Consider the following 16,952-nt stretch of genomic DNA (forward strand, 5'->3'; position numbering starts at 1 on the left):
AATCAACCGGGCGCCCGCCGCACGCCACTGGGGTAAATAATCCGCCAGCGTTTTACACGCTTCACCGTGAGTGTGCCAGGTTTTGCTCTGCGCATCGTAATGCTCGCCGGAGTTGGGATAGACCACCAGCGGCAGCGCTGTTAAGCCGTGTAAATGCTGCAACGCCTCGGTAGTGTTTTCCAGCGCAATGCAGTTGATACCAATAGCCAGCACCTGCGGGTAGTTTGCCAGTAACGCCACCACTTCGCGCAGCGGCGTGCCGTCGCTCAGGTGTTCGCTGTCACGTAGGGTAAACGAGAACCACGCACGCGCACGCGGGTATTCCGCCAGCAGTTCAGCCAGCGCCTTAATCTCAGTAAAATTCGGCAGCGTTTCGCAGGCTAACAGGTCAGCTCCGGCGTCCAGCAGCACTTCAACGCGCGGTCGGTGAAACCCCTGAAACTCGTCTTTGCTGCGCACGTAATCGCCACGGTATTCCGAGCCATCCGCCAGATACGCGCCATACGGTCCCACAGACCCGGCCACCAGCAATGTACCCGCCTGCGGGTTTTCCGCCAGATACGCCTCGCGCGCTTTACGCGCCAGCTCCACACTTTTGCCAATCAGCGCCTTCGACTGCGCCTCATCCAGACCTCGGGCGGCAAAACCTGCCGGCGTGGCCTGATAGCTGGCGGTGATCGCACATTGAGCACCCGCCCGGTAGTAATCTAGATGGACTTCGCGGATAAGCTGCGGGTTTTCTACCAGCACTTTCGCTGACCACAGGCTATCGGCCAGGTTACAGCCGCGCGCCTCCAGTTCCGTCGCCATCGCACCATCCAGCAACAGGAAATCCTGTTTCTCAAGAAGGGTACGTAACGGATTATTCTGCGACATGGTGTGGCTCCTGTTTTACTTTACGGGGTTGAGTAAGGAAATAAGCACCATAGCACAACGCCACAAACGGTAACCCGCACCACAACGCAATTCTCTGCGCGGGATCGAAGGCCAGGCCGACACAGGCCACCAGGCACAGCACAAACCCCAATACGGGAACCAGCGGATACCACGGCGCACGATAATGCAATTCACTCACAGCCTTTCCTTGCTGTAAGTGACGGCGGCGAAAAACAAAATGCGAAGCGCAGATGCTCAGCCACACCGCCACCACCGCAAACCCGGAGATCGCCGACAGCGCCACAAATACCGTATCCGGGGCGATCACGCTGGAAAACAGCGCCAACACGCCGCCGAGCATGCTGACCGATATGGCTGTCAGCGGCACGCCGTTTTTGGTTACCCGCGCAAAACAGGCGGGCAGCGTACGTTCATTCGACAGCGACCACAGCATGCGCCCGGAAGCATACAATCCTGAATTCGCAGCTGAAAGAATGGCCGTCAGGATCACGACGTTAAAAATATCCGCCGCATATGGAATCCCCACCTTCTCAAACACCAGCACAAACGGGCTTTTCTCCACTCCCGCCTGCTGCATCGGGATCAATGCCGCCAGCACAAACACGGTGCCAATAAAGAAAATAATCAGTCGTGCGATAGTGGTACGAATCGCCACCGGAATCACCTTGCGCGGGTTTTCCGTTTCGCCTGCCGCGATGCCGATAAGCTCGGTTCCCGAGAAAGCAAAGTTCACCGCCACCATGGTCATCAGGATCGGCAGGCCGCCATGTGGAAACCAGCCTTCTGCGGTGATATTGCTCAACCCCGGCGCGGGTGAACCATCCTGCATCGGGATAAAGCCAAAAATGGCCGCCCCGCCGAGGATAATAAAGGCGATGATGGTGATGACTTTTACCAGCGAGAACCAGAATTCCCCTTCGGCAAAAAAGCGCGTAGAAATGACGTTTAGGCCAAAGATAACAACGCAGAAAACCACGCACCAGATCCACACCGGCACCTGTGGGAACCAATACTGCATGCAGAAACCGGCGGCGGTAAAGCTGGAGCCAAGCGCCACGGTCCAGGTCAGCCAGTAGAGCCAGGCTACGGTGTAACCCGTCGCCGGGCCGAGATAGCGCGCAGCATAAACGTGAAACGCGCCGGTTTCCGGCATCGCCACCGACAGTTCACCCAGACATTGCATCACCAGCCAGACCACCAGCGCGCCAATCAAATAGGCCAGCAGCGTCCCCGCCGCCCCGGTGGTGGAGATGATGTACCCGGTATTAAAGAATAACCCTGTGCCAATCACGCCACCTAAAGAGAGCATAATCAGGTGACGCGTTTTCATTGTGCGCTTCAGTGGCGCATTTTGTTGTGTTGTTTGCATATGACCTTCTAAACGTATGGACATCTAAACGCCCAAAGAAGGTTTGTTATACCGCGTTTGTAAACACAATGCAAAGTTAGCCCTGCACCAGACGCAGATGCCCGCGCCGGGCGCTCAACACAGGACGAGGATTAACAATAAGATACAAAAAAGGTCGCCAGGCCATAACGCCTCCGCTATCAGGGTTTATTCAACTCTGGCAACGGAGACGTCCAATGACGTTCCCCCGAAAGTAGGAACCGCGCGTCACACCTCATACGTCCGGATGAGCGCACGGTCAGGAGTCGCTGGCTTGAACCTGTATCTGTGATTTACGGCTCATCAGCACAAACACCGCCAGCCCGGCCAGCAAAATACCCGGTGCGGAGGCCGCCATCACGCCTACCGTTCCAGTGCCCAGCGCCAGCATTTTCCCCGCCAACAGTGGACCACTCATCGCCCCGAGGCGCCCAACGGCCACCGCGGTGCCTACGCCGGTGGCGCGGATGGGGGTGCTGTAAAACAGCGGAGCCAGCGCATACAGCACGCTTTGGCCGCCGGTGGCAAACATCCCTGCGACAAATCCGGCCACCAGCATACCGCTCAATGACGACACCGTACCGAGCGCCAGCAGTGAAGCCAGCATCCCGGTGTAAATCAGTAGCGACATCACCACCGGGCGCAGTTTATCCATCAATGCACCGAGGATTAACGTCCCGCTGGCCGCGCCAATTTGCAGGGCAAACATCACGCCCGCCGCCTGTGAGGGGCGAAAGCCTTGTTCAACCAGCAGCATCGGCAGCCAGTTGATCAGCATATACACCACCAACAGGGTGAAGAAATAACACAGCCACAGCAGCAACGTGGCGGTTGCTGTGGCGGGGGCAAACAGCGCACGCAACGGCGCGGCGGCCGCCTGCGTTTGCTGGGCATACACTTGAGATTCCGGTAGCCAACGCATCAGCAACGGCACCAGCAACAGCGGGATCACCCCGCCAACCCAAAACACCGTTTGCCAGGCGGAGGCCACACCGCTAAAGCCCAGCGCCGCCGCCAGCGCTGCGCCAATCGGCACGCCGCAGTACATCAGGCTCACCGCGGTGCCGCGAAAGCGCGGGCCTGCGGCTTCGGAGGTCAGCGCGATCAGGTTCGGCAACGCCGCCCCCAACCCGACACCGGTCATCAGGCGGGCAAACACCAGCGACGAGAAATCCCAGGATATCGCCGTCGCCAGCGAAAACAGGCCAAACAGCGCCACGGAGCCAATAAGGATCCGCTTGCGCCCATAGCGGTCAGCCAGCATACCGCCCACCAGCGCGCCGGGCAGTAATCCCAGAATACCGGCGCTGAAGATCCAGCCCATCTGCATTTTATCTAACGCAAAAGCCTGGGCGATGCCGACGGCAGCGATACCGGCGGCCTGTAAATCCAGCCCTTCCATCAGGGCGACTAAAAAACACAGCCCGACGGTCAGCGTCAGACGGGATGAGGATGCGGGGGTACGGGTTGTCATGAGGTGTACCTCTGAGGTCACGATGCAGGTGAAGCGCGGCTGATACGTTGCCAGCCGCGTCATTATTTTTATTTGCTGTTGCGCAGATCCAGCGCCACGTCGACGATCATATCTTCCTGGCCGCCCACCATTCGGCGTTTGCCCAGTTCAACCAGAATATCCACCGCGCTCAGACCATAGCGCGCCGCCGCCACTTCACAATGACGCAGGAAGCTGGAATAGACCCCGGCATAACCCAGCGCCAGCGTTTCGCGATCCACCCGCACCGGGCGGTCCTGCAGCGGACGGACTAAATCGTCGGCGGCATCCATCAGCGCGTAAAGGTCGGTGCCGTGCTGCCAGCCGAGCTTATCCGCAGCGGCGATAAACACCTCCAGCGGCGCATTGCCCGCCCCTGCGCCCATGCCCGCCAGACTGGCATCAATACGGTCACAACCCTCTTCCACTGCGGCCAGGGAGTTCGCCACACCGAGGCTCAGGTTGTGGTGGGCATGCATCCCGGTTTCCGTTTCCGGCTTCAGCACCGCTTTCAGGGCGCGGAAGCGATCGCGAATGTCCGTCATGTTCATTGCCCCGCCGGAATCGACCACATAGATACAGGTTGCACCGTAGTTTTCCATCAGCTTCGCCTGCTGCGCCAGTTTCTCCGGCGTGGTCATGTGGCTCATCATCAGAAAACCGACGGTGTCCATGCCCAGCTCGCGCGCATACTGAATATGCTGGGCCGACACGTCCGCTTCGGTGCAGTGGGTCGCCACGCGCACCACCCGCGCACCGGCCTGGTATGCGTTTTTCAGGTCATGAATCGTGCCGATACCCGGCAGCAACAGCGTGGCGATTTTGGCGTGCTCCACCACGTCCGCCGCCGCTTCAATCCATTCCAGATCGCTGTGCGCGCCAAAGCCGTAGTTAAAGCTGGAGCCCTGTAACCCGTCGCCGTGCGCCACCTCAATGGAATCGACACGCGCATCGTCCAGCGCTTTAGCTATTTGGCGGACGTTTTCCAGCGAATATTGATGACGAATAGCGTGCATGCCGTCACGCAAGGTCACGTCAGAGATATAGAGTTTTTTACCGTTCATGCTGCTTCTCCTGCCTGACGCGCGAGTGACTGTGCCATCTTTTCAGCGGTCGCCAGCGCGCTGGAGGTCATAATATCGAGATTGCCCGCGTAGGCTGGCAGGTAGTGCGCCGCACCTTCCACTTCCAGATACACCGCAGTTTTCAGGCCGGAGAACTGGCCAATACCCGGCAGATTCACCGGTTTATCCTGTGGGATGACCTCAAACTGCACGCGCTGTTTCAGGCGGTAGCCCGGCACGTACGCGTGTACCGCCGCTGCCATTTGGTTAATCGACGCCTCAATTTCTGCCTGAGAAGCCTCTTCGCTCAGCACATACACCGTGTCGCGCATCATCAGCGGCGGCTCCGCTGGGTTGAGCACAATAATCGCTTTGCCTTTCTCGGCACCGCCCACCACTTCAATCGCCTTCGAGGTGGTTTCGGTAAATTCATCAATATTGGCGCGCGTGCCCGGCCCCGCGGACTTACTGGCAATAGAGGCGATAATCTCGGCGTAATACACCCGCGCCACGCGGGACACCGCCGCCACCATCGGGATGGTCGCCTGGCCGCCACAGGTCACCATATTGACGTTCAGCCGATCCACGTTGGCCTCGAGATTCACTACCGGCACGCAGTACGGGCCAATCGCCGCCGGCGTCAGGTCGATCAGGCGGATCCCCGGCTTAACCGCGCGTAAGGCGGCGTCATTTTTCACGTGCGCACCCGCGCTGGTGGCGTCAAACACGATGTCGATATCGGCAAATTCCGGCATTGCCATCAGCCCCGTTACCCCTTCATGGGTGGTGGCGACGCCCATGCGTCTGGCGCGCGCCAGACCGTCGGATCCCGGGTCGATACCGACCATCACCGCCATCTCAAGCTGCTTGCCGTGACGCAGAATTTTAATCATCAAATCGGTGCCGATATTACCGGAGCCGATAATGGCAACTTTACGCTTACTCATGACTGACTTCCTTTTGTAACCGCCGCAGAGAACGTGGCGGCGACTGAACCAATACCCTCGATATGGGCCTCAAAACGATCACCCGCATTTACCGCGACCATCGGGCCTAACGCCCCAGTGAGAATGATGTCTCCGGCACGTAGCGGCTCGCCGAGGCTGGCCATTTTGCGCGCCAGCCAAACGGCGGCGTTGATCGGATGCCCCAGACATTCGCTACCGCGCCCGCTGGAAACCTCCTCGTTATTACGCGTCATTTTCATCGTGCAGTTTTTCAGATCTAACCCCGCCGGGCGCTGCGCCGGGCCGCCAACCACGTACACGCCGCAGGAGGCGTTATCCGCCACGGTATCAACAAATTGAATCGACCAGTCGCGAATACGGCTGCCGACCACTTCCATTGCGGGCAGCACCCACTCGATGGCGTTAACCAGCTCATCAAACGTGGTGTCGGTCGCAGGCAGGTCGCGGTTCAGCACCAGCGCAATCTCCGCTTCAATCCGCGGTTGCAGCACGCGCTCAAACGGGATGGTGTCGTTATCGCCGTAACACATGTCGGCAAACAGCGTGCCGAAGTCGGGCTGACTGACCCCCAGTTGCTGCTGGACTTTCGGGTGCGTCAGCCCCACCTTACGCCCAACCACGCGACGCCCCTGCGCCACGTCGTGCTGCACGTTGATGTGCTGAATGGCGTAGGCCGCCTCGGCGTTGTCCACACCAATCAATTCGCGCAGCGGGGCAATCGCGACACCCTGCTCCTGTGCCTGGCGTAAATCAGCGGCTAACTGTTCAAGATTACGATTCGTCATTTCCGTTCCTTAAGGTCGCGCGAGGAAGTTCAGCACCAGCTGATTAAAGGCGTCCGCATGTTCCCACTGCGCCCAGTGCCCGCAGTCGCGGTAAATGTGCAGCTCTGAACCCGCAATTCCGGCGAGCAGGCGCAGCCCGGCGTCCATCGGCACGAAGCGATCGTTGCGTCCCCAGACAATCAGAGTCTGGGCTTTGATCTCCGCCAGACGCGGACTAAAGTCCGGGAACTGTTTTGGATTGGCTTCCAGGCTCTGGACAAAGTTTTCCAGGTGATCGCGACGCGACAGCATGTTATTGAGTCGTGCCTCAAACAGCGCGTCGGTCAAGTCGCTGGTGTCGAACACAAAGATGTCCATCATCAACTTCAGATTCTCGATGGTCGGCTCGCGATACAGCTGGTTCAGGCGCTTGATGCCTTCAGTTGGCATTGGCGTAAACAGGCTCATACCGCCCGTCCCACCGCCCATCAGCACCAGCTTGCCCACGCGCTCCGGCCAGCTCAGGGTGAACGCCACGGCGCTGTGGCCGCCCATCGAGTTGCCCAGTAAGTGGACTTGCTGAAGATCCAGCTGATCGACCACACTTTTCAGGATGCGGGCGTTCAGATCTGATCGCGACCCGCGGTTAACGATCCCATCGCTTTTCCCCCAGCCCGGGCAATCCAACAGGATCACCCGGTAACCGGCCTCAACCAGCGGATCGATATTGCGGCTGAAGTTGGCCCAGCCCGTGGCGCCCGGGCCGGATCCGTGCAGCAGCACAACGGTCTCTTCGCCCTGCCCACAGTCATTGACATGTACGCGTAGGGTTTCGCCAGCTTCCTGCACCTCAAGAAAACGGCTGCTGGCGGCTTCGGTTTGCAGTTGGTAAGTCATGATGTTCTCCTGCATGTTCAGTTCTGTTTCAGTTCTGTGTGGCGGCGCTCAACGAGCCAAATCCGGCGATCCACTCCGGGATCGGACGGTAGTAACGGCCTTCGCTGCGCCAGTGACCAAAAGCAGAAATAGCGGCGAAGGCGGCAACCCAGGTTTTCACTTCGTGCGTCGATTTGCCCGCCATCGCGGACAGCTCTTCGTTGCTGACGCCGTCCAGTTCCGCCAGACGCCCCTGCTCAAGCAGAGTCATAAAGCGGTTATCCCAGACGGGGTTGAGCGGGTGCAGCGTGTTCTGATCTTCAACAAACTTTTCGGCGGCGCTGATCACCCGCTGCTGGCGTAGCTGGCGTTCGTTTTCTGGCAACTGCTTACCGCTGCCAAGCAGACGGTCGCGCATGTGGGCGTCGGCCTTCGCCAGCTCGGGCACCGGCGGCTGGTGCGACAGCCCACCGGAGCCTATAAACAGCACGCGTTTATTCAGTGAGCTGGTGAACCGACCAATCGCCTCGCCGAGCAGGCGAGTGCGCTGGAAGCCCGGCAGCGGCGTAGCGACGCCGTTAATAAACACCGGCAATACCGGGACCTTATCCAGCCCGCCGAGCAAAAACTCCAGCGGCTGAGCAAAGCCGTGATCGACCTGCATGTTGTACGACACGGCAAGATCGATGCCGCTTTTCATCACCGCGTGGGCGCAGGCTTCCGCGAGATCCGCCGGCACCGGCAGTTCTCCCGCCGCGCTGCCAAAATCACCGATCGCCGTGGCGCCAATGCCTAAGCAAAACGGCGGCATCACATCGTAGAAAAAACCGTTGTAGTGATCGGGGGCAAACAGCACCACCAGTTCGGGATCGAACGCCGCAATGCGCGCACGGGCGCTGGCGATCACCCCGTTGACCTCGTCGAGCACGGCCTGTGCCGGGTCGACATAGCCCACCAGCGGCGAGTGGGAAAGACAGTGAAGATAAGCGTGCATATCAGGCGACCTTTTCGACAGGAACCGCGACATGAGTGCGGGTGAGCGTCATCACCGACGCCAGTTTATTCAGGGTGCTGCCCAGGGTTTGCGGAATAGCAACCGCAGCAACGAAGCGATCCGGACGCATCACCACCAGCGCGGCGTTATGTTGGGCAAACCACGCGCGCAGGCGATTTTGCGTATCACCAATACGGATAACCCCGTCGTGGTTATCCTGTGAGGTATTGATCTGCGTGTCCGGCACCACCTGGATAAACCGCGTGCCGAGCGCGCGCCACAGCTGGATTTGCTCGTCACTCATACCCCACAGCGGATTACAGCCCCAGCCAATCACCGCAAAATTCGGCCCGATGACGTTGTCGAGCAGCGTCACGTCACCCGTTTCCAGCGTCACCTTTGGCTGAATAAACATCTTGCCGACCGGGGAGGCTTTCGCGTCGCCTTCACGCACCAGCGCCCCGACGTGATATTGCGGCATCGGCTTGAAGCGCATTTCGAGGAAGTAGCGTTTGACCGGCGGAATGTAGTTCAGCAGCCAGGAAATGCCGTCACGCACCGCGCCATGCCAGCGTTTCGGCGGTGCCAGCACATTACCCGCAGTCACAGACAAATCAATCATGGCTTTGGCGTGATCGCGGCGTTCCTGCTGGTAGGTGTCCAGCAGCGCATCACCGGCTTTGCCCTCAATGACCAGCGCCAGTTTCCACGCTAGGTTGAAGGCATCGCGCATGCCGCTGTTGTACCCCTGCCCCTGCCAGACCGGCATAATGTGTGCTGCATCGCCCGCCAGCAGCACGCGGTCAATACGAAAACGTTCGGCCAGACGGGCGTTATGGGTATACACGCGCTGGCGGATCAGCTCAACGTTGTCCGGGTTCGGCAACACTTTGCTCAGCAACTGGCGCATATTCTGCGGCTCGCTAAGCTGCGCTTCGGTTTCCCCCGGCATCACCATAAATTCAAAGCGGCGCACCGCGTGCGGCAGTGCGGCGGAGACATACGGACGCACCGGATCGCAGCACAGATACACGTGTGGGGTGCTGAGCGGATCATTGGCGATATCCACCACAATCCACTGATTTGGCGCGGTTTTACCTTCGAATGGCACATTCAGCGAGCGCCTGACGACGCTGCCGCCGCCATCGCAGGCCACCAGCCACTGGGCCTGCACCGTTTCACGCTGACCGTCCGGTGCCTTCAGGTTCAGCGTCACTTCGCCATCCTTCTGACTGAACGCCTCCAGCTCGCGAGAGAACAGGCAACGCACGTTGGGAAACCGCGACAGCCCTTCCAGCATCACCGCGTCTACCTGCGGCTGAATAAACGCATTACGGCGCGACCAGCCAAACTCGTCGGTCATTGGCTGGATATCAGCAAAGCAGCGGCCCTTGGGGGTAAGAAAGCGCATCGCATGCCATGGCGTGGTGTGCGGCAGCACGTTATCGACCAGACCGACGGACTGCAGGGTGCGCAGCGCTTCATCGTCAATGCCGATGGCGCGCGGATAGTCGATCAGCGCATCGAGCTTCTCCACCACCAGCACCTCAATGCCCATCTGGCCGAGATAGTTCGCCATCATCAGCCCCACCGGACCGGCTCCGGCAATCGCCACCTGCACGGTGTGTTGCACAGCGGGTTGGATATCCGGGTTTATCGTTGTCATTTCAGAACCTCACTACGCGGACAAAACGTCATGGCAGCCTCTGGAGAGACGCACCTGGCTTTGTTAAAAATATGTGAATAATTTTTTATTGTGCGGTCAGTATAGGAGGGTGTTTTTGCGCTACAATCAAAACATACCTGGATGTGCACTTAGTGCACTACGTTGTTTTATCTGTAGATTTGTCAACGAATATGAAAAGTGACGAGAGTACCGAATACAAAACCGTGCGCGGATTAACCCGCGGGTTAATGTTATTAAATATGTTAAACCGGCTCGACGGTGGGGCCAGCGTTGGTCTGCTGGCAGAGCTGAGCGGCCTGCACCGCACCACGGTCAGACGACTGCTGGAAACGTTGCAGGATGAGGGTTACGTCCGGCGCAGCCTGTCCGATGACAGCTTTCGCTTAACCATCAAAGTTCGTCAGCTCAGCGAGGGATTTCGTGACGAGCAGTGGATTTCCGCGCTGGCCGCGCCGCTGCTGGGGGATTTACTGCGCGAGGTCATCTGGCCGACCGACGTTTCCACGCTCGACGTCGATGCCATGGTGGTGCGTGAAACCACCCACCGCTTCAGCCGCCTGTCATTTCACCGGGCGATGGTCGGGCGTCGTCTACCGTTGCTGAAAACCGCCTCCGGCCTGACCTGGCTGGCGTTTTGTCCGGAGAATGAACGTCAGGAGCTGATCGAAATACTGGCATCGCGACCGGGAGAAGAATTCCAGCTGGCGCGCGAACCGCTGAAGCTGGACGCCATCCTGACTCGCGCGCGCAAAGACGGTTTTGGACAGAACTATCGCGGCTGGGATCAGGAGGAGAAAATCGCCTCTATCGCCGTGCCAATCCGCAGCGAACAGCGGGTGATCGGCTGCCTGAACCTGGTGTATATGGCCAGTGCGATGACCATCGAACAGGCCGCGGAAAAACACCTTCCGGCCTTACAAAAAGTGGCGAAGCAGATCGAAGACGGCGTGGCGTCACAGGAGATTTTGGTTGCCGGGAGGTGAGATGGATCACATTTCCCCTCCCCCTCTGATTAAGAGCCACGTTCACTGCGCAATGTGTCGTCGTTATCTGCCAGCAGAGACGTTCGCGATTTACCGTTTCTGATTTTTCCATCAATACCAGGTTGAGGTTTACCAAACAGATAGCCTTGTGCGAAATCGCAGCCCAGAGCCTGAAGACTTTCCAGTTGTTCCTGTGTTTCAACCCCTTCTGCAACCGCCTTCATATTGAGAGATTTCGCCATACCGGTGATAAGTTTGATGATGTTAAGGGCGTCTTCCTGTGTAGATATCGAATGCACAAAGGACTTGTCTATTTTGATTTTGTCGAAGGCAAGCCTGCTCAGCCGCGAAAGCGAAGAGTATCCCGTACCAAAATCATCAATGGAGATTTTCACGCCCAGGGCTCTGAGCCTGTTAAGCGTATTCATCGGCGTATTGCTGTCAGTAAAGAGAGAGGATTCCGTTACTTCCAGTTCAAGACGGTCAGCCGGAAGCCCTGTTTCTTTCAGAATAGACAACACTATTCCGGCAAAGGCTTTGCTGCTTAGCTGGACAGGCGAGACATTGACTGAAATTTTAGCCGGAACCGCCCAGGAAGCCGCTTCCCTGCAGGCCATTTCAAGCACCGATTTCCCCATCTCATTAATCATTCCTGTTTTTTCAGCAACAGGAATAAAGCTATCCGGCGACAGCAGGCCTTTAAGAGGATGTATCCAGCGGATAAGGGCTTCATAGCTGTAAATTTCCCTGCTGAAAGAATCTACAATCGGCTGGTAATAAACCACGAATTCTTTATTCGCTATTGCCATCGCCATATCATGCTCAAGGGTTCTGCTTTCTTGCAACTTATCTAACATTCGTTGCCGGAAGACTTTTATCTTACCAGAACCTTCTTTTTTGGCTTCATATAGGGCGAGATCGGCAAATTTATATAGATAGTCGGAGCGGCGTTCAGTTTCGGAAATAACAATGCCAACGCAGGTAGTAATGTTGATAATCGTGTTATAAATCGTGTAGGGCTGGTTGATAAATTCACATATTTTTTGCGCGCGAGAAACAGCATGACTCTCAGTCAGACCCGTCGAGAGAAACGCAAACTCATCCCCACCTAAGCGATAAAGCGTATCTGAAGTCAGGCTCATCGAAACCAGGCGATGGGATATCTGACGTAACAATGAATCACCGACATCATGGCCATACGTATCATTGACCTCTTTGAATCGGTCTAAATCAAACAACATCACTGTCACAGAACTATTATTCTTTCCTGCCGTCTCGATGGTTTTATTTAAATCTTCCCAAAAAAGCTGGCGGTTATTCATCTCGGTAAGAGAATCATGGTAGACGTCATATTCCAGTTTTGTATTCTGGATTTGCAGTTTTTCTTTAGATTTCTGCAATTCTTCAGCAAGACGCTTAACCTGAAGATGCGCCTGCAAAATATTCCTGTTCTGATAGAATATCAGCACGCCCAGTATCGCACTCAGTATAATCAGCAGTACTGAGATCGCTGAATAAATATAGTACAGCGCTTGAATTTTGAGGTTTGTACTATTAATCGAGTTAACATCTTTATTTAGCGCACCGGATGAAAGGCGGCCTAGCGGCGCATCCAGCGCATGCATTTTTTTCAAGTATGTCTGGAGCTCTGAACGATTCATTTTCTCAAGATGAACATCCAGATAGTTAAGTGTGTTTTCCAGTTGTAAAGCCAGTTCACCATGCGCTTCATTATTTTGTATATAATGTCCCAACTCACCTTCTTTCATTAAATCATTCTGGCTGAGCATGATGTCGAGGCGCAGACGTACATCATCGAGGTTCATAGAATCATCGATAGTGTAAAGACCAAGCCATGACTCAAAACGGTAGTATTCTGATACCAGTTGTGCAGCGGACCATGAATCGGTGTAGTGAGTCAGTTTCTGTAACTCTTGTTGCCGTTCATGCACGAGGTAAGAGATATACCCGGTAGATATAAAAAGAGAAAATATGATGCCCGCCAGTATTCTGTTCATGATGTTCTTCTGAACTCCTACTCAATATTCATTCTGCTGACCTGCCATGCTGAGCGTGCATAAAAAACCTGATTATTCAGTTCAGGCATGCTGTCATAGGGGTACACAATGAATAAGGGACCTTTATCACGGACGCGAATGTATTTTTCGTTGATTTTTACAGCCAGGATAACATTATATTTTTTGAAATCACTGAGTGGGATAACCGTGGTGTAGTCATTGAGCGCGGTGACCTTAACCACAGAACCTTTCGCGCCAACATAATCCATGAGCTTTTGCAGTGGAATACCCGTAAAGGTAGTGCGTCCATTATACCAGGGCGAGGTGGTCTGGAAACTGACCATGCCCAGCTTCTCAAGGCTGGCAATATCAAAAACGGCTTTCCCGTCTTCATTTGTATTTTCTATATTACCGGACAGCGTTAAAAGGGCTTTACCGGCAGGTTTAGAAAGTTCACCCGCCCAGAGCTGTGTGGAGACGACAAAGCTTAACAACATAACAATTAATCGCATTTTAACCTCGCCTGCCGACCGGATGTAAACGAATTATAATTTAGTTATAATGCTATTTACATATGCTGCCTGGATATTATTGGTGCAATAAACCCATTCATATTTTAAATCATCAAAATCAACAGGTTAGCCATCACTCCATTTTTATACTAATTAATAGCTCAGACAATGTCCGCCTGCCACCATGCAGGCCAAAAAAAACCGAAACCCGCTCATAAAATGAGCAGAATTTCGGCACACGTTCAGCCTGGAGCGCTTTAGACTTTAAGCAGCTTTACCGTTTCTTCGATGTCTATCTCATCTTCCGAGAAGATCAGCGTCGTACCCTGGAAAGTAGTGATGGCCAGCTTTTTCAGCGAACGCATTTCGCCAGGCTTGACGTCTGACTTCGGCTTAATGCTGTTCATCAGCGCGCCCACGGACAGCACCGCATTTTCTTTATCAATGCGGGTTTCAACCGGCACTTCTTCGCTATACACCACCCAGGACTTGATCGCCGTGAGTTTCAGGCGCTCACCCGCGATATAGATGTATTTGCTGTCGGGCACCACTTTCACCGCATAGGCTGACAGGCCTTTGTTGTTAGTGGTCGGCTCGAAGGTCACCGCCGCGTCTTTCTTGATCAGCTCAGGATTAGCAACCTTAATCACATGAAAATAGCGGTTATCGCCGTTTTCATCTTTGATAAATCCAAAGCCTTTATCTTTAAACCACGTTGTGATTGTTCCGTTCATTGCTGTTTCCGCCTGATTAAAACGTCATACTCGTAAAATTTGCGCGCAGTGTAAAACATCGGCCACGTCTTTGGCTACTCGTTGCCCCAGCGGTTGAGGAACTCGGCGATATCATCGATACGCTGTGCGTCAATCCCGGCCACGGTTGCCATCTCTTGCTGCGCGTCTTCGCCGATCTCTTCGTTGTTCATCAAACGGACGATCAACTGTTGGAAGTAGTGCGCCAGCGCGTCGCGTTCCGCGTCGCTAACCGGCTTTGCGGCCTCGGTCGCGTACTCGTCGGCGATATCATAATATTTTAGCGGAATGTCGTTGTTCATCAGGTGCTCCGGGGTGAATGCGTGTGCCAGCAGTTGTCTGCCGCGTCTGGAGTGAATGATAGCATTCTTATTTCACCGTTAGCGATCTGTTTTATTGACTGCAATATGTTTCATATATCCGCAATATTTTCTGGAGCCACTTCGAATTTAATAAATCTCATTACATTTAAATGGCCCCATTTTTATACTCAGAAAAAAACAATTAATAATGGATACATTAATAACTCCTGTTTCAAAATAGGAAACAACAGGCTTAATAAAAAGTGCAAAAAATGAAATTGAACTCATAGCCATCATCAGAGTAATGAAAACAACGAACCATCGAAAGAAGTTATTTTTCATTCCCAGTTCCTCACTGTAAATTATTAGTAGTTTTAGAACCGCCTTGCCCTGTTGTTTCTGTTATGATTTATGATATAGCGTTACCAGATGTTCCAGGTATTGGTGATAAAGGTAATGGTTTACTTACTCCCATCCCCATATTAACCCACTCGTAATTTTTCCATGTATGAACCCATTTATCTAATGAAATTGTGGCAGCCTTACCTAATCCATATCCGATACCCGAAGCGGTACCACTTATTACACCACCTTTAAATGGATCATCTCTGTTCAGATAACTTGACGTTGCACCACCCGCCGCATTCCAGCCTACTGTTCCCCAGACTCCCGTACCTGCAGTAAATGCTCCAACATAACTGGCAATCAGGACATCTGTTGGATTGACTGTGCCATTGGCAAGATACTGAATACCCGCATTGGCTGTCCCACCAATTCCTGCAGTTAGCTGCATCCCTCCCGGCAGATAAGTCAGCCCTGCTGAGGCCATTGCAAATGCCACTGAATCACGTTTATTTATCGCTTTCTGACAGGCGGCTCCACCAGGATTATCCGAACAACTCGCCATATCTATCCCATGCTGACGTATCCATGCTGCCTGAGCATCCTCACTCCCGTCATCTGGTTATTCTCCGCAACAACCCAGTGACTAAATAGGGTATTGTTATCTGTCCCTACGTATTCACTGTCGTTTCATTGTTCTGGTGTAATAATACACACCACCAATTCCGCACACACCGCCTGTAATGCAGGCTATTTTAAATAGTTAATAAATTCTTTCATAGAAAAGTTGAAAGGTATTTTGTAAAACAGCCAAAAGAAAACATCAATGGCTGTGCCTATTAGCATTAATGCCAAGGCTACGGTCATAAATGTAGCAAGAAAATAATATAGAAAAACGGGAATAAACTTCATTTATTATTGCCTCCATTATTACTCTTCACTTCATCTATCTTGTCATTTACCTTATTGGAAATGTATTCACCACCTGAAGATCCACTCGTAGCTCCAGCAACTGAAGGCCATAAGCTTGGTTGAACGGGCTTAGATATTCCCATCCCTATGTCGTCCCATCCTAAACTTTTCCAAACAGGATTGAAAACTTCATCCATAGCAGGTCCAACAACTTTATTTCCTACTCCATAGGCCACTCCGCCTGTGAGACCGCTAACCAGTCCACCTACCCATGGATTTTTGCCATCAAGATAACTTGTTGTAGCTCCTCCAGCAGCATTTATGGACATTGTCGCTTCCAAGCCAGTACTTCTGGTCAGCACTCCAACCCAATATGCTGCGATGACATTATTAGGATCAACGGAACCATTCATCGCATAATCAATACCACCAACAGCCCCTGCACTGATTGCACCAGAAATCACCATTGCTTCAGGAAGAAGACCGCCGGACATCACGGTACCCATAGCCACCACCATCTGACATGACACAGGCGTACCACCACTGCACGCCTCTCTAATCGCAGCCTGCTGCTCTTCCTGCCATTTCTCTGCAGTCCCTGCTTTGTTCGCTTCCACTGCTGCCAGTACATGCGCCAGCGAGTTATTCTCAACAACAACTTTATCCGTTGCGAACCTCACCGCCGCAACAGCATTTTTCCTGTTCTCTCAGCAGCTTACAACTCGTTTTTCCCGCTGCATTCCGCTGCGCCGGACACAACGCCCCGATACGCGGTTTTGCTCCCCGTTTTCCATTTTCCCGGTGCTATTAAAGAGCACGTTCCCAAAGGACTACGTACTATTCCTGCCAACCCAGTCTCACCTGAACGGTAACTGGCTGGAAGAGGTGGGATTCAGCACCGACACCCCGGTCACGGTCAGCGTGGAGCTGGGAAGGCTGATGATCGAGCCGGTTAAGGGTTGACGGTTAAAAAGAAGGTCCCGGTACGATTTGACCGGGATC

The 16,952-nt window shown here is 54.3% G+C and carries 17 protein-coding genes; 2 read left to right on the forward strand and 15 right to left on the reverse strand.

Annotation, left to right across the window (positions count from 1 at the left end; all coding sequences use genetic code 11):
* The 9 genes from mmuM to FDW95_RS08285 form a co-directional block, all read right to left on the reverse strand.
* Positions 1-876, reverse strand: an 876-nt coding sequence (gene mmuM, locus FDW95_RS08245; RefSeq protein ID WP_249358974.1) for a homocysteine S-methyltransferase, incomplete at its 3' end; no start/stop codon positions are given.
* A complete protein-coding gene (gene mmuP, locus FDW95_RS08250; RefSeq protein ID WP_115259288.1) occupies positions 863-2,266 on the reverse strand; it encodes an S-methylmethionine permease in 1,404 nt (467 codons plus the stop codon). The genes mmuM and mmuP, both read right to left, overlap by 14 nt.
* A 277-nt stretch (positions 2,267-2,543) precedes the next feature.
* Complete coding sequence (mhpT, locus tag FDW95_RS08255) at positions 2,544-3,758, reverse strand: 3-(3-hydroxy-phenyl)propionate transporter MhpT (RefSeq protein WP_115259987.1); 1,215 nt, start codon at positions 3,756-3,758, stop codon at positions 2,544-2,546.
* A 68-nt stretch (positions 3,759-3,826) separates the two neighbouring features.
* The gene (gene mhpE, locus FDW95_RS08260) at positions 3,827-4,840 is read right to left on the reverse strand and encodes a 4-hydroxy-2-oxovalerate aldolase (protein ID WP_096758134.1); all 1,014 of its coding nucleotides are present in this window, start codon (positions 4,838-4,840) and stop codon (positions 3,827-3,829) included.
* On the reverse strand, positions 4,837-5,787 hold the full coding sequence (mhpF, locus tag FDW95_RS08265; protein WP_096758135.1) for an acetaldehyde dehydrogenase: 951 nt from the start codon (positions 5,785-5,787) through the stop codon (positions 4,837-4,839). Before mhpF ends, mhpE begins: the two co-directional genes overlap by 4 nt.
* Positions 5,784-6,593 carry a 2-keto-4-pentenoate hydratase gene (gene mhpD / locus FDW95_RS08270; protein WP_115259290.1) on the reverse strand — a complete coding sequence of 270 codons (810 nt, stop codon included), beginning with the start codon at positions 6,591-6,593 and terminating at the stop codon, positions 5,784-5,786. The genes mhpF and mhpD overlap by 4 nt, the downstream gene beginning before the upstream one ends.
* Before the next feature lie 9 nt (positions 6,594-6,602).
* Positions 6,603-7,469, reverse strand: a complete 867-nt coding sequence (mhpC, locus tag FDW95_RS08275) for a 2-hydroxy-6-oxonona-2,4-dienedioate hydrolase (RefSeq protein WP_115259292.1) — start codon at positions 7,467-7,469, stop codon at positions 6,603-6,605.
* A gap of 28 nt (positions 7,470-7,497) precedes the next feature.
* Positions 7,498-8,442: a 2,3-dihydroxyphenylpropionate/2,3-dihydroxicinnamic acid 1,2-dioxygenase gene (gene mhpB / locus FDW95_RS08280; protein ID WP_096758138.1), complete on the reverse strand. Its 945-nt coding sequence runs from the start codon at positions 8,440-8,442 to the stop codon at positions 7,498-7,500.
* A 1-nt stretch (position 8,443) separates the two neighbouring features.
* Positions 8,444-10,108 (reverse strand): bifunctional 3-(3-hydroxy-phenyl)propionate/3-hydroxycinnamic acid hydroxylase, encoded by a 1,665-nt coding sequence (locus FDW95_RS08285; RefSeq protein WP_096758139.1) that lies wholly within the window; start codon positions 10,106-10,108, stop codon positions 8,444-8,446.
* Positions 10,109-10,299: 191 nt separating this feature from the next.
* Here FDW95_RS08285 and FDW95_RS08290 point away from each other — a divergent pair, with 191 nt between their 5' ends.
* Positions 10,300-11,112 (forward strand): DNA-binding transcriptional regulator, encoded by an 813-nt coding sequence (locus tag FDW95_RS08290; protein WP_135912487.1) that lies wholly within the window; start codon positions 10,300-10,302, stop codon positions 11,110-11,112.
* Positions 11,113-11,141: 29 nt separating this feature from the next.
* On the opposite strand, the gene FDW95_RS08295 is transcribed toward FDW95_RS08290, so the two are convergent.
* From FDW95_RS08295 to FDW95_RS08325, 6 genes are all read right to left on the reverse strand, one after another.
* Positions 11,142-13,130 carry a GGDEF domain-containing phosphodiesterase gene (locus tag FDW95_RS08295; RefSeq protein WP_115259296.1) on the reverse strand — a complete coding sequence of 663 codons (1,989 nt, stop codon included), beginning with the start codon at positions 13,128-13,130 and terminating at the stop codon, positions 11,142-11,144.
* A 17-nt stretch (positions 13,131-13,147) separates the two neighbouring features.
* Positions 13,148-13,642, reverse strand: a complete 495-nt coding sequence (locus FDW95_RS08300) for a molybdopterin-dependent oxidoreductase (RefSeq protein WP_096758142.1) — start codon at positions 13,640-13,642, stop codon at positions 13,148-13,150.
* A 257-nt stretch (positions 13,643-13,899) separates the two neighbouring features.
* On the reverse strand, positions 13,900-14,376 hold the full coding sequence (locus FDW95_RS08305) for a cold shock domain-containing protein (RefSeq protein ID WP_096758143.1): 477 nt from the start codon (positions 14,374-14,376) through the stop codon (positions 13,900-13,902).
* 74 nt (positions 14,377-14,450) lie between these two features.
* On the reverse strand, positions 14,451-14,696 hold the full coding sequence (locus FDW95_RS08310; protein WP_115259298.1) for a YmjA family protein: 246 nt from the start codon (positions 14,694-14,696) through the stop codon (positions 14,451-14,453).
* A 409-nt stretch (positions 14,697-15,105) separates the two neighbouring features.
* On the reverse strand, positions 15,106-15,603 hold the full coding sequence (locus FDW95_RS08320) for an adhesin (RefSeq protein ID WP_181883344.1): 498 nt from the start codon (positions 15,601-15,603) through the stop codon (positions 15,106-15,108).
* A gap of 343 nt (positions 15,604-15,946) precedes the next feature.
* Positions 15,947-16,630, reverse strand: coding sequence for a hypothetical protein (locus FDW95_RS08325; protein WP_212734295.1), 684 nt, complete (start codon positions 16,628-16,630; stop codon positions 15,947-15,949).
* Between the two features lie 205 nt (positions 16,631-16,835).
* Here FDW95_RS08325 and FDW95_RS24155 point away from each other — a divergent pair, with 205 nt between their 5' ends.
* Entirely contained in the window at positions 16,836-16,913 is a 78-nt protein-coding gene (locus tag FDW95_RS24155; RefSeq protein ID WP_349290505.1) for a hypothetical protein, read from the forward strand.
* Positions 16,914-16,952 lie beyond the last annotated feature (39 nt).

The organism is Citrobacter sp. wls718 (genome assembly GCF_005280945.1).
GTDB lineage: Bacteria > Pseudomonadota > Gammaproteobacteria > Enterobacterales > Enterobacteriaceae > Citrobacter > Citrobacter gillenii.